The 21795-nt window shown below is 36.6% G+C and carries 18 protein-coding genes and 1 pseudogene; 13 read left to right on the top strand and 6 right to left on the bottom strand.

Going from position 1 to position 21795, the window contains the following annotated elements:
* Window positions 1-11: 11 nt before the first annotated feature.
* Window positions 12-1067, bottom strand: coding sequence for an NAD(P)/FAD-dependent oxidoreductase (locus ACWNCI_RS18685; RefSeq protein WP_449389436.1), 1056 nt, complete (start codon window positions 1065-1067; stop codon window positions 12-14).
* A 156-nt stretch (window positions 1068-1223) separates the two neighbouring features.
* On the opposite strand from ACWNCI_RS18685, the gene ACWNCI_RS18680 reads away from it, so the two are divergent.
* On the top strand, window positions 1224-1994 hold the full coding sequence (locus ACWNCI_RS18680) for a DUF3108 domain-containing protein (RefSeq protein WP_346986324.1): 771 nt from the start codon (window positions 1224-1226) through the stop codon (window positions 1992-1994).
* Between the two features lie 484 nt (window positions 1995-2478).
* Here ACWNCI_RS18680 and ACWNCI_RS18675 read toward each other — a convergent pair whose 3' ends face one another.
* The 4 genes from ACWNCI_RS18675 to ACWNCI_RS18660 all read right to left on the bottom strand — a co-directional run bounded on the left by ACWNCI_RS18675 (window position 2479) and on the right by ACWNCI_RS18660 (window position 6670).
* Window positions 2479-3075 carry a response regulator gene (locus tag ACWNCI_RS18675; RefSeq protein WP_449389435.1) on the bottom strand — a complete coding sequence of 199 codons (597 nt, stop codon included), beginning with the start codon at window positions 3073-3075 and terminating at the stop codon, window positions 2479-2481.
* Window positions 3072-4787: a sensor histidine kinase gene (locus tag ACWNCI_RS18670; protein WP_449389434.1), complete on the bottom strand. Its 1716-nt coding sequence runs from the start codon at window positions 4785-4787 to the stop codon at window positions 3072-3074. Before ACWNCI_RS18670 ends, ACWNCI_RS18675 begins: the two co-directional genes overlap by 4 nt.
* Before the next feature lie 82 nt (window positions 4788-4869).
* Window positions 4870-5880, bottom strand: coding sequence for a phenylalanine--tRNA ligase subunit alpha (gene pheS, locus ACWNCI_RS18665; RefSeq protein WP_449389433.1), 1011 nt, complete (start codon window positions 5878-5880; stop codon window positions 4870-4872).
* 130 nt (window positions 5881-6010) lie between these two features.
* On the bottom strand, window positions 6011-6670 hold the full coding sequence (locus ACWNCI_RS18660; protein WP_449389432.1) for a YceI family protein: 660 nt from the start codon (window positions 6668-6670) through the stop codon (window positions 6011-6013).
* 85 nt (window positions 6671-6755) lie between these two features.
* On the opposite strand from ACWNCI_RS18660, the gene ACWNCI_RS18655 reads away from it, so the two are divergent.
* Window positions 6756-7691 (top strand): sulfate/molybdate ABC transporter ATP-binding protein, encoded by a 936-nt coding sequence (locus ACWNCI_RS18655; RefSeq protein ID WP_449389431.1) that lies wholly within the window; start codon window positions 6756-6758, stop codon window positions 7689-7691.
* Window positions 7692-8162: 471 nt separating this feature from the next.
* On the opposite strand, the gene ACWNCI_RS18650 is transcribed toward ACWNCI_RS18655, so the two are convergent.
* Complete coding sequence (locus ACWNCI_RS18650) at window positions 8163-8507, bottom strand: zinc ribbon domain-containing protein YjdM (RefSeq protein ID WP_449389430.1); 345 nt, start codon at window positions 8505-8507, stop codon at window positions 8163-8165.
* Between the two features lie 148 nt (window positions 8508-8655).
* On the opposite strand from ACWNCI_RS18650, the gene ACWNCI_RS18645 reads away from it, so the two are divergent.
* The 11 genes and pseudogenes from ACWNCI_RS18645 (at window position 8656) to ACWNCI_RS18595 (ending at window position 21774) form a co-directional block, all read left to right on the top strand.
* Window positions 8656-9861 carry an RsmB/NOP family class I SAM-dependent RNA methyltransferase gene (locus tag ACWNCI_RS18645; protein WP_449389429.1) on the top strand — a complete coding sequence of 402 codons (1206 nt, stop codon included), beginning with the start codon at window positions 8656-8658 and terminating at the stop codon, window positions 9859-9861.
* 151 nt (window positions 9862-10012) lie between these two features.
* The gene (locus tag ACWNCI_RS18640) at window positions 10013-11677 is read left to right on the top strand and encodes a GLPGLI family protein (RefSeq protein WP_449389428.1); all 1665 of its coding nucleotides are present in this window, start codon (window positions 10013-10015) and stop codon (window positions 11675-11677) included.
* 317 nt (window positions 11678-11994) lie between these two features.
* Window positions 11995-13677, top strand: coding sequence for an asparagine synthase B (gene asnB / locus ACWNCI_RS18635; protein WP_449389427.1), 1683 nt, complete (start codon window positions 11995-11997; stop codon window positions 13675-13677).
* A 281-nt stretch (window positions 13678-13958) separates the two neighbouring features.
* Window positions 13959-14771 carry a hypothetical protein gene (locus ACWNCI_RS18630; protein ID WP_449389426.1) on the top strand — a complete coding sequence of 271 codons (813 nt, stop codon included), beginning with the start codon at window positions 13959-13961 and terminating at the stop codon, window positions 14769-14771.
* Window positions 14772-14940: 169 nt separating this feature from the next.
* Window positions 14941-16344, top strand: coding sequence for an MFS transporter (locus ACWNCI_RS18625; protein ID WP_449389425.1), 1404 nt, complete (start codon window positions 14941-14943; stop codon window positions 16342-16344).
* A 592-nt stretch (window positions 16345-16936) separates the two neighbouring features.
* The gene (locus ACWNCI_RS18620) at window positions 16937-17812 is read left to right on the top strand and encodes a pirin family protein (protein ID WP_449389424.1); all 876 of its coding nucleotides are present in this window, start codon (window positions 16937-16939) and stop codon (window positions 17810-17812) included.
* Between the two features lie 98 nt (window positions 17813-17910).
* Window positions 17911-18814 (top strand): annotated as a pseudogene (locus ACWNCI_RS18615) (pirin family protein).
* Window positions 18815-18832: 18 nt separating this feature from the next.
* Window positions 18833-19366, top strand: coding sequence for an NADPH-dependent FMN reductase (locus ACWNCI_RS18610; protein WP_449389423.1), 534 nt, complete (start codon window positions 18833-18835; stop codon window positions 19364-19366).
* A 10-nt stretch (window positions 19367-19376) separates the two neighbouring features.
* Complete coding sequence (locus ACWNCI_RS18605; protein WP_449389422.1) at window positions 19377-19775, top strand: OsmC family protein; 399 nt, start codon at window positions 19377-19379, stop codon at window positions 19773-19775.
* A gap of 1 nt (window position 19776) precedes the next feature.
* Window positions 19777-20070 carry a GNAT family N-acetyltransferase gene (locus ACWNCI_RS18600; protein ID WP_449389421.1) on the top strand — a complete coding sequence of 98 codons (294 nt, stop codon included), beginning with the start codon at window positions 19777-19779 and terminating at the stop codon, window positions 20068-20070.
* Between the two features lie 162 nt (window positions 20071-20232).
* Window positions 20233-21774: a sodium:solute symporter gene (locus ACWNCI_RS18595; RefSeq protein ID WP_449389420.1), complete on the top strand. Its 1542-nt coding sequence runs from the start codon at window positions 20233-20235 to the stop codon at window positions 21772-21774.
* Window positions 21775-21795 lie beyond the last annotated feature (21 nt).

Raw genomic sequence — 21795 nt, 5'->3', positions numbered from 1 at the left:
TGGCAACAAATTTAGTCAATTTTTTTCACAACTGCTTTCTCAGCTTCTTTTCTGCTTCCGTCGAATCCGTCTACTCCACTTACTGTTGTATATTTCAGAACGAATTTTTTTCCTGGGTTTAATCTGTTGTAAACACTCTGACACATTAAAGTTGCCTCGTGGAAACCGCAAAGGATAAGTTTCAGTTTTCCGGGGTACGTATTGATATCTCCTATCGCATAGATTCCTTCGATATTAGTCTGGTAATCCAGAGCGTTATTTACCACGATTGCATTTTTCTCGATATTCAGTCCCCAGTTTCCGATTTCACCTAATTTTGGGGTCAATCCGAATAATGGAATAAAATAATCCGTTTCCATATCGTAAGGATCCTGTCCGTCGATGGCTACGGTAATGGCTTCCACCTTTCCGTCACCTTTGATAGCGGTAACTTCAGCAGGTGTAATTAATTTGATTTTTCCCTGATTTTTAAGATCCTGAACTTTTTCTACTGAATCCAACGCTCCGCGGAATTCGTTTCTTCTGTGGATCAATGTTACTTCGCTTGCAACATTGGAAAGGAAAATACTCCAGTCCAGCGCAGAATCTCCTCCACCGGCAATAACCACTTTCTTATTTCTGAAATGCTCAGGCTCTTTCACGAAATATTCAAGCCCTTTTTCTTCGTAATCAGCAACGTTTTCAATGGTAGGTTTTCTTGGTTCAAAAGTACCCAATCCCCCTGCGATAGCGATAGCTTTAGCTCTGTGGACCGTCCCTTTATTGGTAATTACCTCAAACAATTCATCATCAACTTTGGTATAAGAAACCGCTGTTTCTCCCAACGTAAAGCCAGGCTGAAACTGCTTGATCTGCTCCATCAGGTTGTCGATAAGCTCACCTGCATTTACAGACGGATAACCCGGAATATCGAAAATAGGTTTTTTAGGATAAAGCTCAGCCAACTGTCCTCCCGGTTGAGGAAGCGCATCGATAATATGGCACTTCATTTTCAGTAAACCTGCTTCAAATACAGCAAAAAGCCCTGTTGGTCCGGCTCCTATGATCAATATATCGGTCGTTATCATAATAATAAGATAATTTAATTATACTTGTGGCTGCAAATTTACTAATTTTAATGCGAAGCATATTTAATTCAGTTTAAATAAAAAACTGAGATTTATCAAATATCTTTCAAATTTCTAAGTTATTGCATTTGGCAACGTTTTTGTAAAATTTTGATTATGAAGAAATGTTTAAGTATCGTGTTAATATTTTTATTCACCTTTAGTTTTAGCCAGATTACCAATATCTCGGACGGTGAATCTATTACTTTAAGAATTCATTACGGATTTCTTAATGCCGGAATAGCCAATCTTACAGCACAAAAGACTATTTATAAAGGAGTTCCACATCTCCATGTAAAAGGAACGGGGCAGACAACGGGAGCGGTAAAAGCATTTTTTAAAGTTGATGATTTTTATGAAAGCTACATTAATATGAATACCGAACTTCCGAGTTTTTATGTAAGAAATGTGAAAGAAGGAAGCTACCGTCAACATCTTGAAACAGTTTTTAACCACGATAACAATACTTTAATTCTGACAGATAAAAAAACACCTGCCAATGGCTCGAAAGTGATAAAATCGGTAAAAGGTGTTCAGGATATGCTTTCCTGTTTTTATTTTTTAAGAAGTAAAAGCGCCGCAGAATTGAAAATAGGAACCGTGATCAACATGAATGTATGGATTGACGACGAAATGTTTCCTTTTCAGCTGAAAGTCACCGGAACGGAAAATCTTAAAACAAAATTCGGAACGATTAACTGTCTCAGAATCATCCCATCAGTAAAAAGCGGAAGAGTATTTAAAGAAAAAGAAGGAGTAACGATGTGGGTATCCAATGATGCAAATCATATTCCTATATTGCTGAAAGCCGAATTGGCGGTTGGTTCTTTAAAAGCAAGTATTGACGGATATAAGAACGTAAAATATCCTCTTAAGTTTACAAAATAAAGTTATTAGGCCTGTATATGTTTACAGGCATTTTTTTTATATGTAATGGATATTGATTCTCAATTGTCTTTTAAGTATATATGAAAATGATTCAGAATATCGGTTATGATAACCGTTGCAATTTAATCATCGTTTTTAATTGCGTTTTGTTTCTAGGTCAGCAATTAAAAACAAAAACCTCCGAAAAATTTCGGAGGTTAATTTTGCAACCTGCAATTAAGTAAGAAGGCTCTGCTTCCCAAAAGAGCCTACTTATTGTTCATCATTTGTGCTTCAATCTTTGACCCTTTTTTAGTAATTCATCATTTGCGTTTTCAGAATCAAAGATTTAAATAATAACTATTATTGTGGTACAAAGATATTAATAGGTCATTACTTAACAGCTATAAAACTATTAGATATAAATCGACAACGTTGTAGATATTTTTCTACAAAAAACTTTCGGAATGAATTTTAATTAAATCAATCAGCTCTACAATATTTTCTATTCCAAGCTTATGGAATATTCTTTTTTTATTGTACTGATGGTATTTTGCCTTACGTTGAGTACATTGGAAATTTCGAGATTCCCATATCCTCTGGCGTACATTTCAGCAATTTGCAGTTCCTTTTCTGTTAAGGAAGATAAAGGATTTATAACGTTCATACTCCGTAAGGAAGTCATCAACAAAGACTGTGTTAATGGAGAAATATATTGACCTTCATTCATTATTTGGACAATGGCTTTCTCAACCTCATTCTCTTCACTGAGCTTGCTTAAAAAACCGTCAGCACCAGCTTTAAGGAATTTTAAAGAATATTTATCTTCATCAATTCCTGTGAAAATGAGGATTTTAATCTCCGGATTGGAATTTTTGATTTCAGGAATAAGATGAAGGCTGTTTCCATCGGGAAAATAAACATCAATAATGACAATATCTATATGATGGGTCTTTATACATTCTGTGATCTGCTGAATTGTCGAAGCATGAAAAACTTTATATTCAATTCCTATAACATTCAGAATCATTACGATTGCCTGTCTGATAAGGCTGTGATCATCTGCCACCAAAAAGTTGGTAACCCGAACATCTGATTTCATTGTTTCACTTTTAGTTTAAGAGAGAAAAAGACAGAAGTTCCTATCTTTTCTTCGGCAGTTACAGATATTTTGCCATTGTATAATTCCACCAATTCTTTGCACAAATTTAAGCCTAATCCGGCACCGATATTTTGAACATCTTCCGACAAGACACCCTGATAGTAAGGCTCAAATATTTTTTTAAGATCCGATTTTGAAATCCCTGTGCCGGTGTCAATAATTTCTGTTGATAATAATATGGTATCATCATCTGTTTTCTCAGCTTTTGTATTAACAGTTATTTGTCCGTTTTCGGTAAACTTATTGGCATTTCCAAGGATATTCATAAAAATCTGATTAATCTTCGTATTGTCAGAATATACAGTTAGGTCAGGATTTATATCAATATGCATTACGAACCTGTTATTCCTTGTTTGGATATAAGGTTCCACAGAATTTAAAATAGCTCTTATCTGATTATTAAGGTTAAAAGTCACCGAAACCAATTTATTTTCAATCCGTTGATTTTTAGTATATTCCAAAATCTGATTAGACTGAAGAAGTAAACTATTGCTTGTAAAATTAATTGACCTGAGGTACTCTTTAATTTCCTCATCATTCGTTTTTTCACTGATTCTCCCAATAAGAATACTGATGATTTTTAAAGGAGATCTTAATTCATGGCTCAACATCCCTAAAAGTCTGTTTTTAAATTCCAGATTTGCATTAATCTGGCTGTTGGCAGCTTTTAGTTTTCTTTCGTAAGAAAAAGCGATACTCGTAAGCATCATAATGAGTACTGAAACGATGAACATGAGAATTATAGCAGCGAAGATAAGATTCATTCTTACTCTGTTATTTCTGGAATTCTGTTTTTCATATTCCTTTTCAAGATCAGCTCTGGAATTCTTGATAGCGTATTCATAAATATTCATAACGCCATTCCCATAAGTCAGGAGATTGCTGAATATTTTGTAAAAAGCAGCATTATTATTCTCTTTTTTGGTAACGTTAATCTGCATTTTCCTGATTTGTCCCGTATAATGATTATTTACGAGATGGATAATACTGTCAAACTCAGCTTTTATAGTAGCTGCATCAGGAGTTTTCCCTTGTTTTACAGTAATTATCGTACTTTCCTTCCGCACATTTTCTTTCCCGGAAATTGCATCACCCAGACGTCCGAAGAAACCTTTTTTCTTCACGGTATCCGAATAAGTTTTGGTTTCAATATTAAATTTATCAAAGTTATAATCCAAATCGTACTTTCTGATTTTAGGAAAATCGGTTTCGGTTTTAAAATTTGTTTTTGAAGAATATTCGTACGTAGAATCAATAAGGGATTTTAGCTTTTTAACTTCTGCTGGTTGGTTTTTTTCTGTTGTAAGAGCATTTTTCAATCTCGGATATTTATTTCCGTATTGCCCGATGCTGTCAAGGTTTTTATCTAAATTATTTAAAGATGTAAAATATGATTTCAAATAATTTTCGTCCTCAGTAATCACATATTTCCTAAAGTCAACCTGAGCATTGAAAAGCTCTTTTTTAGAATTGTCTGTAAGCATTTCCAGTGAATGAATTTCATTCAGCTGATTCTTAATAAACGTTAGATTTTTCTTCGTAATAAATTCATTATAAAAAAAGGCAGCAATCAGAGCCTGTATCAGTAAGATACATACAATCAGCGAATAATGAACGATTCTTCTTGATCTAAAATTTAATTTTTCAAACATTGGTGTAAATTAAAGCATAAAAATAATAAAAAAATCCTGCAATAATTAATTTGCAGGACATTATGTTTAAATTTTAAACTAATTAAAGACTTTTAAATTGCTCAAGTGTTCTGATATCATTTTCGAAGAACATTCTGATATCACTCATTTGATAAAGAAGCATAACAATTCTTTCAATTCCCATCCCGAAGGCATAGCCGGAATATTTCTCAGAATCAATATTCACATTTTTAAGAACTGCCGGATCTACCATTCCACAGCCCATAATTTCCAGCCATCCGGTTCCTTTTGTAATTCTGTAATCTGTTTCAGAGTTTAATCCCCAGTAAACATCGATTTCAGCACTCGGTTCCGTAAAAGGGAAATAAGAAGGTCTTAATCTTATTTTTGACTTTCCGAAAAGTTCCGTCGTAAAGAATTGAATGGTCTGCTTAAGATCTGCAAAACTTACATTTTCATCAATATATAAACCTTCTATCTGATGGAAAATACAGTGTGAACGTGAAGATACCGCTTCGTTTCTGAACACTCTTCCCGGAGAAAGAATTCTGATCGGCGGCTGATTTTCCTCCATGTAACGAATCTGCACCGAAGATGTATGCGTTCTCAGCAGAATATCAGGATTCTGCTCAATGAAAAAGGTATCCTGCATGTCTCTTGCCGGATGATACTCCGGAAGGTTCAGTGCGGTAAAGTTGTGCCAGTCGTCCTCAATTTCAGGCCCGTCTGCCACTGCAAAACCAATAGATTTAAAAATCTCAATGATTCTGTTTTTTACCAGATTGATAGGATGTCTTGAGCCCAGTTCCAAAGGAAACGCAGGTCTAGTAAGATCTTCTTTTTCAGCTACAACAGAAGATGCCGAAGCATTTTTCAAATCCTCCAGTTTTACATTAACTGCCTGTTTCAATGTATTGATCTTCTGCCCGAAATCTTTTTTCTGGTCATTAGGAACTTCTTTAAATTTTTCAAAAAAATCGTTCAGAATTCCTTTCTTCCCATTGTATTTGATACGGAAGTTTTCGATCTCCTCTTTTGATGTGGCATTGAAGCTGTTTACCTCAACGAGTAACTCTTCTATCTTTTCTATCATTGTTTTACCCTTTCAAAATGTTTTGCAAAAATACGGTTTTTCGGCGAAATATATTTCCTTAAACTGTTAAAAAAAATCTGCCCCATTCAGGAAGCAGACTTCAATCACTTATTTCACTTAAATAAAAAAATTATTTTTTCTCTAAAGCTTTCACGTTGATCTGTAGGGTGATTTCATCTTTGATCACTCCATTTTCAACAGGGCTTTGGAAGGAAATACCATATTCTTTCCTGCTGATATCTTTAGGTTCCGTAGCAATACTTACCACTCCGTCTTTCACAGAAACATTGGCTTTAAACTGAGTGGGTTTTGTAATCCCTTTTATGGTTAAATTCCCATCCAGAAGTGTATTGTAATCTCCTTCAGCAGAAGGAGTTACTTTTGTAATTTCAAAAGAAGCTGTCGGAAATTTTTCCACTTCAAAGAAATCGCCGCTTTTCAGATGTCCGTTCAGTTTTTCCAGCTGGCTGGCGTTGTTTTTAAGATCTTCGGAAGTGAGAGAAGTCATATCCGCAACAAATTTTCCGCTTTCCAGCTTTGCTTCTTTCACAGTTACATCGCCGCTTTCAAATTTGATGGTTCCAAAGTGGCTCGTATTTTCAGATTTAAAAATTTTATATCCCTTCCACTCTACTTTACTGTTTAAAGTATCTACTGTAAATTGAGCACCCTCTTTAGAAGTGACAGCCTCATCACTTTCTCCGGAAACAGGCTTTTCCTTTTTACAGGAAATCAGCACGGATGCAACAAAAAAAGCAGAAAAAACTACCGAAAATAGCTTTCTTTTCATAATTTTTAAAATTTTATTACTTCTGCTAAAATAATAAAAAAAACGGTTCTTTCCTAGAAACATTTCATTTCATTACATTTGTAATATGCTATTAGAAATAAACAATTTATACTTTTCATATTCTAAAGAAAAACCTTTGTTTCAGAACCTTAACCTTAGGTTTGATGAAGGTAAGATCATTGCGCTCGCAGGAGAAAGCGGTTGCGGGAAATCGACTTTATTAAGCCTGATCTACGGACTTCTCGACTGGCAGAGCGGCAATATTGTTTTTGACGGCGAAAAACTGATGGGACCTAAAGGAAATTTGGTTCCGGGTGAGGCAAAAATGAAATTTGTAGCCCAGAATTTTGACCTGATGCCTTATGCAACCGTTGCTGAAAATGTGGGTAAATTTATTTCTAATATTAATTTAACAAAGAAAAAAGAAACCGTTGCCGAACTTCTTGAGGTGGTAGGACTTGAGGAATTTGCCAATATTCTTCCAAAATACCTGAGTGGCGGCCAGCAACAGCGCGTTGCCATAGCAAGGGCTCTTTCTGTACTTCCAAAGCTTCTGATTCTTGATGAACCTTTCAGCAATCTGGATTTCCCGAGAAAAATTGAATTGCGCGAAAAGTTATTCCGCTATGTGAAGCAACAAAATATTTCACTAATTATCTCTACGCATGAACTTCAGGATATTATTCCATGGCTGGACCAGATCGTTGTTCTTGAGAATGGAAGATTGGTTCAGAACGATAAGCCGGAAGAAACTTTCAGAAATCCATACAATCCTTATGTAGCCAAGCTTTTCGGTGAAGTAAATATCTTTACTGATAATGAAATGATGGAATTCGGTATCGGCAAATTTTCATATTATCCTAAAGAAATAAAAGTTTCGGAAAATGGTGTTGAAGCAGAAGTTCTGGAAAGCCGTTTTGCAGGAAATCATTACTGGAATAAATTGAGTGCTAAAAATAAAGAACTGGTGATCTACACGGATCGGAAAATTGAAAATTCAGTTACTATTTCCTTTGATTAACGGGTCTAATATCCCATGTGATGACAACTTCCTAGCCCCGATCGAGCGGCATGTCTGAGCTCATTTTTTGGATTTCGGTGCGGCGGCTCTGCCGCCGCACCGAAATCCAAAAAATAGCGAGTAGCGAAAGCGGGAAAAAGCTTCAAATAAAAAATATATTGCTTTCGATATAATCAAATTGCTCCAAAAAAAACAATTCGGTGGAGTCAAAAAGCTCATGAAAAATATTTTGTTTAAATTATCAGCTTTTGCTTTTTCAGATATAATTAACACATTTTCCAATAGTTATTGTGGAATTGTTCATAAAAAAAATACAAATATAAGAATCCGGTTTAAAACTTTTTCTTACATTTGTATTCCCACAGCATAAGGAAATTTTTGGTTAATTCTCTTTCTGCCTCCTAAGACGAAAATTAGCAGTTCTGCAATCTAGTTTTTTGAAAGATTACACTGTCCAATTTTTTCCTTTTTTTACGCCTTTTTTACAAATTCTGATTTCAGGGCCATTGCGCCAAAACCGTCAATTTTACAGTCAATATTATGATCGCTGCCCGGTCTAAGGCGAATATTTTTTACTTTTGTTCCTGCTTTTACAGGCTTCGGCGCTCCTTTTACAGGAAGGTCTTTGATAACAACTACAGAATCTCCGTCCTGAAGTTCATTACCGTTTGAATCCAGTATTTTCCCTGAATCTGATACTTCAGATGCTGCTTCCTGAGGATTCCACTCGTAGAAACATTGAGAACAGACCATCATATTATCACTTGGGTAGGTAAACTCGGAGCCACATTTCGGACAAAGTACAGTATCACTCATATTTTTCAATTTTTGCAAAGGTAAGATTAAATTAAATATGTTAAAATTCAAAGATTGAAAGATTGACACATTACTCATAACCAATTGCTTATTGGTTATCAATTAAAAGTCGTATTTTTGCAGATTCAAAATAGCAGAACCCAATTTTATGGAACTTATTCACAGAAACTTAGCCATCGGAATTCACGATGCTTTACAGGAAACATTTTTTGAGAAAAACAAATATGCCGATAAAGTGATCGAAAGACTTTTAAAAGCAAACAAAAAATGGGGAAGCCAGGACAGAGCTGTTGTTTCTGAGATTTTCTATAATATCATCCGTTGGAAAAAGCGTCTCGAATATTATATGGGAGAAGGCGTAAAACCCAATAATGTTTACAAGCTGATAATGGCTTATCTTCTCTGGAGCAAAACCAATTATAAAAAATTTGAAGAATTTGACGGAATAAAAATTGCCGATATTCTTACAAAACTTAAGAAAGGTACTGTTCCTACGAAAGCAATTGAACATTCTATTCCTGAATGGCTCGCGGAGACCCTGGAAAAAGAATTGGGAGAAAAATGGGAAAAAGAAATGTATGCTTTAAACGAACAGGCACCTACTGTACTGAGAGCCAACTCCTTGAGAACAACTCCAAAAGAGCTTATTTCGGATCTTGCAGACGAAAATATTACGGCATATCCCATAAAAAATTATCCTGATGCTGTACAGCTTGAAGAAAAAAAGAATGTTTTTCTTACGACTGCTTTTAAAGAAGGATTATTTGAAGTTCAGGATGCTTCTTCGCAGAAAATCGGATATTTCCTTGACGTAAAAGAAGGGCAGAGAGTTGTTGATGCCTGTGCTGGTGCGGGTGGAAAGACGCTTCACCTTGCAGCTTTGATGGGAAACAAAGGACAGATCATTGCCCTTGATATTTTTGAATGGAAATTAGCCGAGCTGAAACGCCGTGCTAAAAGAGCCGGAGCCCACAATATCGAAACCCGTATGATTTCGGATAATAAAGTAATTAAAAGGCTTCATGACAAAGCCGACAGATTACTGATCGATGCGCCTTGTTCAGGGCTTGGGGTTTTAAAAAGAAATCCGGACAGTAAGTGGAAAATCGACCAGGATTTTATTGACAGAATCAAAACAGAACAGCAGCAGATTCTTCAGGATTATTCTAAAATGCTTAAAAAAGGAGGAAAAATGGTTTACGCGACATGTTCTATCCTACCTTCAGAGAACAATGGCCAGGTTGAAGAATTTCTGAAAAATAATCCGAATTTTAAAATGATCAAAGATGAGAAAGTAATGCCCAGCGAAGGCTACGACGGATTTTACATGGCTCTTATTGAAAGAATTTCTTAAATTCAGAATATATAAAACAATACAACTACTCTGCATGCAGGGTAGTTTTTTATTTATTTCTACCTATCTTAATCACTACATTTAAAGGAAAAATAAGTATAATTCATAAATTGATATTAAAATTTATCTTTGTGAAAAACGATCAATCAATATGCATCAAAGAATTTCACTCAGTTTCTTTATTTTTTTGTCATTATTCGCTTTCGCGCAAACATATGAAGTTCAATACGTAAGCTCATACAACGGAAAAGTAAATTCAGAACAGCCTCTCACTTTAGTCTGGGCCAATGAAAAGGAAAATTTTATCCTTAACACCAAAATCCAGAAACAAAAAGCGGAATTTCCTTATGAAATAACGAAAATTGAAAAGCCATCAAATACTGTAATTTCGTACGCTTTTTTAAAACCTGACGAAATAATTTCAACTTCAGATTCAGAATCGGTCGGAAAGCAAACTTTTGAATTCACCAACGAAACGAAAAAGATTTTAGGCTATACTTGTAAAAAAGCAGTCACCAAAATCAATTCAAACACCATTGAGATCTGGTGCACCAATGACCTGAAAATACAGGGAGGACCTTCAACACTTGGGCAAAGTTTAGGGTTTGTTTTAGAGATCGAAAGAAATAAAAATTCATTGATTACCGCCAATTCAATTAAAAAGGTAAAGAAAACCGATATTGATAAAATCCTTCACGGCCAGGTCAACTCTACCGATCAGCTTGGTTACAAAGATCTGGTCTGGAAAAGCAGATTCACCACTTTAAAAGTATTTGAAAACGAAACTATTAATTTTTCAGATGATTCAAAAACAGACAGTAATGTTAAAAGATTCGCTAAAGGAACCATTATCCTTAAAAAAATTAAGTTCCCGAAAATTTCGGAAGGCGAAAATATTTTCGTCGAATTAAAACAACAATCCAACGGAGATGCTTACGACCGAACCGGAACGGTTTTTTTTATTCCTGAAGATAAAAAAGAATCTTTCTTGAACGGTCTCGAAAATGGTGTAAAAACCCTTCCGCTGTACGATAACGGAAATGGCAAGCAATACTTCGGAGTTGTTTCAACAGAAAACTATAATCCGGCGGTTGAAATGATGCGTTTTTTTACCGCTTTCGGAATTAACAAATTTAATAACCTTCAGCTTAAAGATAAAACCTGGCAGACGATCAGCCCATACCGTCAGGATATTACCGAGCTAAAACCTTCTTTGAGTGAAAAAGAACTATGGGTGGGAGCTTTTATTGGGAACTACGACAAAGGTGGTCATAAAATAAGCCTGGAAATCACTATTCATAAAAGTGATCAGAATATCCATAAAAACAATACCGTAATTCCTTTATTCAACAGCCTGAATATTATGGAAATGGCCGGGCAGGATTATTCTACCATGTTCAGTGAGGATAAAGGTCTATTTGTAGAATTTACTCTTAAAAAAGAGCTGAAGAACGCACAGTTGAGATACATCACCACCGGCCACGGCGGCTGGGAAAACGGCGATGAATTCGTTCCTAAAGCAAATTCCATTTTCCTGGATGGAAAGATGGCTTTTTCATTCGTGCCATGGAGATCAGATTGTGGTTCTTATCGGCTTTACAATCCCGCTTCAGGAAATTTTGGTGATGGACTTTCGTCATCAGATCTGAGTCGTTCCAATTGGTGTCCGGGTACGGTGACCAATCCTAATTTCATTCCTCTTGGAGATTTAAAAGCAGGAAAACATACCATTCAGGTTAAAATTCCACAAGGGCCTACCGAAGGAACAAGCTTCAGTTCATGGAATGTTTCAGGAGTATTACTTGGAAATGAATAAAAAAACCTTCTTGCAAATTGACTCTGCAAGAAGGTAAAAACACAAATGATGAAAAAAAATTATTTCGAGCCACAAAGTAATGGTAAAAATTTCCGGAATAAATTAACATAGATTATTAATTATATTGTTTTTATTTTGTATATGATTAACGAAATATTCCCGACGAAAAAAATTAACTAAAATCATCTCAATTTTCATTTATAATTAAAATTTTACTACATAATTAATCATTAAGTTAAAAATTTAAACTTAATGATTTTTTTTATTGTTTATTATAAACCACACTTATACTTTTGTTTCAAATTAAATGATAAAATATGTGTGGAATTGTATGTTTGTTTGATGCAAAACAAAAAACCGAAATATTAAGACCCCAGGTGTTGGAAATGTCCAAAAAAATCCGTCACAGAGGCCCGGACTGGAGCGGAGTTTTTCAGGATGAAAAAGTAGTTTTTTCTCATGAAAGACTGGCTATTGTAGATCCTACATCAGGAAAACAGCCTCTTTTCACTAAAGACGGTAAAGTAGTGCTGGCCGTAAACGGAGAAATTTATAACCATAGAGAATTAAAGGAAGAATTTCCTGATTATGAATTTCAGACACAATCTGACTGTGAAGTAATTTTAGCACTTTACAGAAAATACGGCAAAGACTTTATAGAAAAACTAAACGGTATTTTCGCCTTTTCCCTGTATGATACCGAAAATGATATTTACCTCATCGCCCGCGATCACATGGGAATCTGCCCGCTGTATCAGGGCTGGGACAAAAACGGAAATTATTATGTTGCTTCCGAACTGAAAGCATTGGAAGGTATCTGCAAAAAGATTGAAACTTTCCTGCCCGGACATCTTGTGTACAGCAAAGACGGAAGCGAACTTCAGCAATGGTACAAAAGAGATTGGGAAAGCTATGACAACGTAAAAGATGCTGAAACCGATATTGAAAAATTAAGAAAAGGCTTGGAAGATGCTGTTCACAGACAATTAATGAGCGATGTTCCTTACGGAGTTTTGCTTTCCGGCGGCCTGGATTCTTCGGTAATTTCTGCCATCACAGCAAAATTTGCCCGGCAGAGAGTGGAAAGCGGAGACACTCAGGAAGCGTGGTACCCAAGGCTTCACAGTTTTGCGGTAGGCCTTGTAGGATCTCCTGATCTTGTGGCGGCACAAAAAGCGGCAGAATATATAGGATCCGTTCATCATGAGGTTAATTTTACCGTTCAGGAAGGTCTAGATGCGATCCGTGACGTTATTTATCATTTGGAAACGTATGATGTTACTACCATAAGGGCTTCTACCCCGATGTATCTTTTGGCGAGAGTCATTAAATCTATGGGGATTAAAATGGTGCTTTCCGGTGAAGGTTCTGATGAACTATTTGGGGGCTATCTGTATTTTCACAAAGCTCCGAATGCCAGGGAATTTCATGATGAAACCGTGAGAAAATTAGGGAAACTTCATCTTTATGATTGCCTGAGAGCCAACAAAGCTTTAATGAGTTGGGGAATAGAAGGCCGCGTTCCTTTTTTAGATAAAGAATTTATGGATATAGCCATGACCATCAACCCTAAAGATAAAATGGTAAATGCAGCCGAAGGAAAAATAGAAAAATGGGTATTAAGAAAAGCATTCGAAGACATTCTTCCGGAATCTATTGTCTGGAGACAGAAAGAACAGTTTTCAGATGGTGTAGGTTATTCATGGATCGATACTTTAAAAGCCGTGGCTGAAAAAGAAGTGACTGATGAAATGATGACCAATGCCCGATTCAGATTTCCTTTAAACACACCACAAAATAAAGAAGAATACCGTTACAGATCTATTTTTGAAGAGCATTTTCCGAGTGAGACTGCCGCTGCTACAGTACCGTCGGTACCTTCGGTTGCGTGCTCAACTCCGATTGCATTAGAATGGGATGAAGCTTTCAAAAACATGAACGACCCGAGCGGAAGAGCCGTAAAAGTACATGAAACGTCTTACGGAGAATCTTCGAAGTGAGAAGTCAATGGTGAATTTTGCTTTGCAAGTGAATTTTTAATAATTCAGATTGACCATTGACCAGCAGGAATTGACCATTGACATCATGCGAATGGTGATTTGATCAATCATAAATTGTATTCATTTTCTATGGCTAAATTTTAAAAATTTATCAATCCTGTAGCAATACAGGATTTTCTTTTGAATAAACCTTAATAATATTGTCAGAATTTAACCGTTAATCAAAAATATTATCTAATAAATAATTATATTTGGAAAACGAAAAATCAATTATAAAAAAAATGAGAAGAAACATTACTCTCTTATTTGCTTTATTATCCATGACTTTAGCTTTCGGGCAGGGAAAATATGGCAAATATCTTAGCTCCAAAAAACTTGCAATGGTGTATAAAAGTGTGAAGGATGCCGATAAAGACGACTTTTATCAACAATACTATTGGCTGGTAAAAGCTGAGCAGCTGAAAACATATCCTCACCTTAAGGACATAAAACCAAAAGTTTTATACGAATTTGTAAAAAAAGTAAACCCTCAGAATCCTACTAAAAAACTGGATGCGCGTGGAAAAGAGCTAAGAGAAACAGCAGAATTATCTTTGAACCAGTATTTCAAAAATAAAAATCTGGAGAACAATTCTGTTCTGATGTACAATCTTGAAACTTACGTTGACCCGTCAAAAGGACAGTATTACACAAAAGTTGATGCTGAAAAAATCAAAGAACTGGTACCGAAAGAACTTTTCGCTTTCAATTCCACCAACAGAAATACGGGCGAAGACAAAACTTATTATTTGTGGATCGACAAGAAGAAAGATGATTTCAACATCGTAGACATTATTCCTGAAGAAAAAGAAAACAAAGCTTTCTACGCAAGATTAAAGCAGTATCTTCCGAGCTACAAATTCTCAAAATATGTTCCTTCCGTAAAAAAAGGAACCAAAACAGACAGAACGGATGCAGACTACTACTACATCATGCCGTTTGAGCAAAACACAGACAATATTGAGTATAAAACAAAAGATTTCAAAACCTTCGAGTTGAGCCAGTACAGAAAAGCCGGCGACGAGTGGAAAGGCGTTGAAAAACCTAGAAAATAGAATGAAGGTCCTGCAAAATTTGCAGGACTTTTTTATTAATCAAAAAAACATAATAACCTCACCAAATTTTTAAATTAAAATATCTAAAGGAACAAATATTGCTTTCAAATAACATTATTTATTCTTGAACTAAACAAACCTGGAATATTGATTTCCAGTACTCAGAAAAATGTCAGATGTAATTTCACAGCCCAATTCGATAAAAAAAATACTACCCCTGATCTTAGCAACCGCAATTTTCATGCAGATGCTGGATTCTACCATCCTCAACACTTCCCTTCCGGCGATTGCACGCGACCTCAAAGAATCGCCGCTTAATATGCAGAATGCCATTATAAGTTATGTTTTAACCTTAGCAGTCTTCATGCCGGCCAGCGGATTTTTGGCAGATAGGTTCGGAACAAAAAAAATTTTTATCGCATCGATCGTATTATTCAGTCTGGGATCTTTATTTTGTGCGATTTCGCAAAACCTTACCCATCTTGTTATTTCAAGAGTTGTTCAGGGTATTGGAGGCAGTCTGATGACTCCTGTCGGAAAATTGGCACTCATCAAAACATTTGATAAAAATGAACTCCTCAAGGCCATGAACTTTGCCATTATTCCGGCACTGATCGGCCCCGTTCTCGGTCCGCTGGTCGGCGGTTACATGGTTGATTATCTTTCCTGGCACTGGATTTTCCTTATCAATATTCCGATCGGAATTTTAGGAATAACCTTAGGACTAAAATTCATGCCCAATTATAAATCTGCAGATGTTGATTTCGACCTGAAAGGCTTTCTTATTTTCGCAGCAGCCTCCCTTCTGCTATCGATTTCCCTGGAACTTTTCGGAGATCTCCAGAACACAACACCTGTTTTAGTGGTTTTCATTCTAGGATTTCTTTTTATGTATTATTACTATCGTCATGCAAAAAAGGATGAAAGTCCGATTTTCCCTTTAAACTTATTTCAGGTAAGAACTTTCAGGGTAGGAATTGTTGGAAACCTGGCAACAAGACTAGGAATCAGCTCCGTTCCTTTGCTATTACCTTTAATGATCCAGATTGCGTACAAACAATCGGCCGTTACGTCAGGATGGATCATTGCGCCTATGGCTCTTACAGCTATCTTCGGAAAATCTTATGTCATTAAAATTTTAAATAAGTTCGGTTACCGCCAGACCCTCATGATTAATACGTTCATTATAGGAACTCTGATCTGTTTATTGGCTATTCCAGACATCAATACCTCACTCTATTGGTTTGTCCCGATCATCGCTGTGTTGGGATTTTTCAATTCAATTCAGTTTACTTCAATGAATACGATTTCCATTGCAGATCTGCGTAATTTCCAGACCAGCAGCGGAAACTCTCTTTTATCAGTCAACCAGCAACTGGCTATCGGGTTCGGAATTGCATTTGGGTTGATTGTTTTAAAGATTTTTGAAAACACTGATCTTATCCACGGCGAACCCCACAATGCATTCCGCTATACCTTTCTCACCATTGGTATCCTCACCATCATTTCAGGATTTGTTTTTCGCAGACTCCATATTTCTGACGGAAAAAACATGAAATCGAAGGAGGAATAACGATCTCTTCAAGTTTTTTAGGAGCTTTATCCGGCTTTCCGTTGCAATCTTTTTTCTCACCCCTAAATCCCTCTCCCGAGGAGAGTGACTTCCAGCCGCAAAAAAAAAGGATTTCCACTACAATCCGGGCTAGGATCTTAGGAACTCCCATATCTAAACTTCATCCATAAGAAGTTTTTACATATTCTCAAGGCGTGACAAAACCAATCATTTCTCAGGTAATCTTTCTCAGCCTGAGAAATCGTGAACCTATTTTCAGGCACATTGTCTCAGGCTGAGAATGGGTAAACCAGTTTTAGGAGAAGCTGTCTCAGCCTGAGACAGCCCCAACCAATTTCGTGGGAAGGTTTCTCAGACCGAGAAAAGGCGAACCAATATTATTCTAAAGTCTCAATATATAATGTGAGTTCTTTTTATTGTTGATCCCATTCATTTTAAAGCTAAAGATCCAATCATCTTAAAATCTTATTTCATTTTTGTTTCATTTTACAGCAATTATTTAACAACTAATAAAACCGAAACCGATATTACCACAGATCAATGCATCAGATCTTTACCTGACTTACCTTTGCTCCATAATACCAACAATATTATGACAACCAAAACAGTAGAAAAGATAATATCTCCGAAACCTGCTCATTTTGTGGGTGATGGTTTCAGAGTTCATAATTTCATTCTGGGAATTCCGGGAATGGATATGAAAAGAATGGATCCTTTCATTATGCTTGACTACAATTCAAAATTTCATTTCAACGGTACAGATCAGCCCCGTGGCGTAGGGGTACATCCTCACAGAGGTTTTGAAACCGTTACGATAGCGTATAAAGGAAAAGTTCAGCATCATGACAGCGCAGGAGGAGGCGGAATTATCGGAGAGGGAGATGTACAGTGGATGACTGCAGCAAAAGGAGTACTCCATAAAGAATATCACGAGAAAGAATGGGCGAAAACAGGAGGAATTTTTCAGATGGTGCAACTTTGGGTGAACCTTCCTGCTGTATATAAAATGAGCTGCCCGAAATACCAGTCTATCCCGAATACCGATATGACAAAAGTTGACCTTGGCAATAATGGGTTTGTTGAAATTATTGCAGGAATATACAATGATCAGAAAGGTCCGGCTTTTACCTTCAGCCCTGTTCATGTCATGAATGCAAAACTTAAGAAAGGCGGAAAGGCAGAATTTAATTTCCCGGCTGATTACAATACGGCCGCTCTGGTGATCGAAGGAAGCATCGTGGTCAATGATAATGAAAGAGCCTCTGTCAATCATTTGGTCTTTTTTAAAAATGAAGGAGAAACGTTTACAATTGAAGCTCAGGAAGACAGCATCATCCTTATTATCAGCGGTATGCCTTTGAATGAGCCGATCCATGCCCATGGCCCTTTTGTGATGAATTCAAGAGAAGAAATAATGCAGGCTTTCGAGGATTATAATCTGGGAAGATTCGGCTATTTAGCGGATTAATTTAACCTAAAAACAAAATCCATTTATTATTTTTCCTTATTTTTATGGAAAATGTTATTGAGTTTCTCATTAACAACCTAATTAAAAATTAATTGATCATGTCAAATATCGGACTTATTATAGAAGAAAAATCGGCTGACATCGGCAACTTCCTGGTGGGAAGACTTTTGCCTTTCCGTGAGAAAAGAGCGGTAGGCCCTTTTGTTTTTATCGACCACATGGGACCTGCTGACCTTAAAGATTACCAGAAACCTTGAGGTTCCGCCACACCCGCATATCGGGCTCTCTACCTTAACTTATCTGCTGGAAGGTTCAATCTTTCACAGAGACAGCCTGGGAAGCGCATTGGAAATTCAGCCGGGAGCCGTCAACTGGATGACCGCAGGAAAAGGCGTTGTGCATTCCGAAAGAACACCGGAACACCTTAGACATTCAGACAAAAGACTTCACGGTTTCCAGATCTGGGTAGGACTTCCAAAGCATCTTGAGCAATCAGAGCCTACATTTCATCACATCGAAGCAGATGAAATTCCGGTTTGGGAAGAAGAAGGTATTCAATATAAACTGATTGCAGGGGAAGCTTTCGGCAGAAAATCACCGGTTCCCGTTCACAGCAAATTATTCTTTATTGAAATTAAAACAAAAGACGCTAAAAAGATCAGCATCGGAAAAGATCTTTACGGAGAAGCCGCAATGTATGTGCTGGATGGAACGGTAACCACAGACGGAAATTCTTACGGTTCAAAACAACTCATGATTGCTAAAGATACCAAGCTTTGCGAGTTTGACATGAGCGAAAACGGAACCGTTTATCTTTTCGGCGGCGAGCCTTTTGATGAAGAACGCTTTATATTCTGGAATTTTGTAAATTCTGACCGAGAACTGATTGAGCAGGCCAAAGTAAACTGGAATGATCAGAATCACGAAGCTTTTTCTCTTGTTCCGGGAGATGAAGAAGAATACGTACCGCTTCCAAAAGCAATTTTAAACAGAAAACCTTAGGAAGAAATATTATAAACTATGAAAATATTAGCATTTGCAGGAAGTACTTCTTCCACTTCCATCAACAGAGAACTGGTAAAGTTTGTTTTAAAAGATTTTCAGAATGAGGAGATTAATTTAATTGATTTAAATGATTTCGATATGCCTGTATTTTCTGTAGACCGCGAAAAGAAAGGGTTTCCTGATGAGGCTCATCATTTTTTGAAAGTGATTGAAGACTGCGACATAATTATCTGCTCACTTGCTGAACACAACAGGTCTTACAGCGCTGCATTTAAAAACGTTTTCGACTGGGCTTCCAGAATTAATGTAAAAGTCTTCCAGAATAAGCCGATGTTCCTGATGTCAACTTCCCCGGGAGGATACGGCGGCGGAAATGTAATGAATACGGCAAAAACATTTTTTCCGCAATTTGGCGCAGATATAAAAGAAACATTTTCACTTCCTAAGTTCTATGAGAATTTTGATCTGGAAGCCGGTGTCATTAATCCCGAAATGCTGAAGGATTTAAAAAATAAAATAGAAAGCTTTAAAGCTCAGGTCAAACAATAAAACCAAGATCATGTCTATAACCGTAAAAGCCAGTTTAGGCAAAGAAAAATACTACACCGAAGTTGTCGCCGGTGAAAACACCCTTATCACCGATGAACCGGTAGATAAGGGCGGAGGTAATAAAGGCTTCAACCCTTTTGAAATTCTGGCAACATCGCTGGCAAGCTGTACGGCAGCAACACTCAGAATGTATATTGACAGAAAAGAATGGAATATAGACACGATCAATGTAGAAGTTGAACTTGAGAACTTCCCTTTGACTAAAAGAGCTATTTTTAAAAGAGACATTACTTTTGAAGGCATAGTTCCTGACGAGGAACAGATAAAAAGGCTGCGAACCATAGCAGATGCCTGCCCTATTCATAAAATTTTGACTAACGATATCGAAATACTAACCAAATTTTCATAATATGATTGAAGTAAAGCAGAACAACAACGAGAAAAACGGAAATTTTGAAGCATTTATAGATGGAAACCACGCAGGTCTCATGACCTACACATGGGCGGGAGATGAGAGATTCATCATCGATCATACTGAAGTGGAAGAAGCCTACAACGGTAAAGGCGTTGGCAAAGAAATGCTTCTGGCTGCGGTAGACTTTGCAAGAAAAAACAGCAAAACCATTATCCCGCTGTGTCCTTTTGCAAAAGCTACTTTCCAGAAGGATGAAGAAATTCAGGATGTGCTTGTGAATAAAGTGTAGGCTAAGGCTGAGGTTGAGGTAAAGGCTAAGCATGAAACCGTAAGAGAACAATATTTCCGCGACCTTTACCTTTACCTTTACCTTTACCTTTCAACTCCGGAAGGTTTTATTTTTTTAGGCAGAAGAGAAAAAAACTATATTTGCTAAAATTTAAATTAAAGCATGAATTCCGGAACTATTCTTCTGCTGTTTGTTTTTGTCTATTTCATCGGGCTTTTGGTCATTTCTTATTTTACGAGCCGAAATTCTGATAATCAGTCATTTTTTATCGGGAATAAAAAAAGTAAATGGTGGCTTGTCGCTTTCGGGATGATCGGAACCAGCCTGAGTGGCGTGACTTTCATTTCCGTTCCCGGAACAGTGGGAAAAATGACTGGTAGCGAATACATCTATGGCGGTTTTGAATATTATATGATGGTGATCGGATTTTTTATCGGATACTTTATTGTCGCCGCTATTCTTCTGCCACTGTATTATAAGATGAATCTTACTTCAATTTATACCTATCTTGGTAAAAGATTCAATGTTGAAGCACATAAAATCGGATCCATATTTTTTATTATTTCAAGAGCGATCGGGGCGACTGCGAGATTATATTTAGTTGTTAACGTGCTACAGATCTTTTTGCTGGAAAGCCTGGGAGTTCCTTTCTGGTTAACAGCTCTGGTGCTTTTACTCATGGTGCTTTTATATACTTTTGAAGGTGGTGTAAAAACGATTGTGATCACCGATACACTGCAGACTTCTTTTATGATTATCAGCTTAATTGCATGTATCGTTTATATTTTATCAAATTTAAATTTATCTTTAGGCGAAGCATACACAATTTTGGAGCAGAAAAATTATACACATTTTATCAATTTTGATCCGAATTCCAAAACATTTTTCCTTAAAACCATTTTAGGCGGAATTTTCATCACGATAGCCATGACCGGTCTCGATCAGGAAATGATGCAGAAAAACATCTCGGTAGACAATCTTAAAAATTCCAAGAAAAATATGCTGACTTTCGCCGGAACATTGCTTTTTGTGAATCTTGCATTCTTATTTTTAGGAGGTCTTCTTTATCTTTTTGCTTTGCAGAACGGTGCAGAGTACAGCCAGATCAACGGTGAAACAGTAACCAATATTTTCGGCTTCAAAGATTCTGCAGGTGAGATTAAAAATATTATGGGAGACGATCTTTTTCCGGCTTTATCACTACAGGGACATTTCCCGATGATCATCTCTGTTATCTTTATTATCGGATTGATTTCTGCTTTATTCCCTTCTGCGGATGGCGCTTTAACGGCAGTTACCAGTTCGTATTGCGTAGATCTTTTAAATCTTAATGAAGACCGAAACAAGACCGAAAGAGAGAAAAAGCACCTTCGGATGAAAGTTCATTTAACCTTTACCATTATTTTCTTCATTTTGATTATGATCTTTAAAGCGCTGAATGACAAGTCTATTGTTTATCTGATCATGGAAATTGCAGGGTACACTTACGGTCCGCTTTTGGGACTTTTTGCTTTCGGGATTTTTACAAAATTTCAGATTTCAAGAAAATATTCAATTCTTGCCGTGACGATTTTAGCTCCCGTTGTGACATATATAATTAATTATTTAATAACAACTTACACCGATTACAGAATTGGCGTAGAATTGATTGTTTTAAACGGATTGCTAACCTTTATCGGACTTTGGCTGATCAGGAGAAAATAATTTCATTTTATGCAGATTTAT

The sequence above is a fragment of the Chryseobacterium lineare genome (assembly GCF_977014045.1).
Note: the sequence above shows the minus strand (reverse complement) of the source record. Positions and strands in the feature narration are given on the sequence as shown.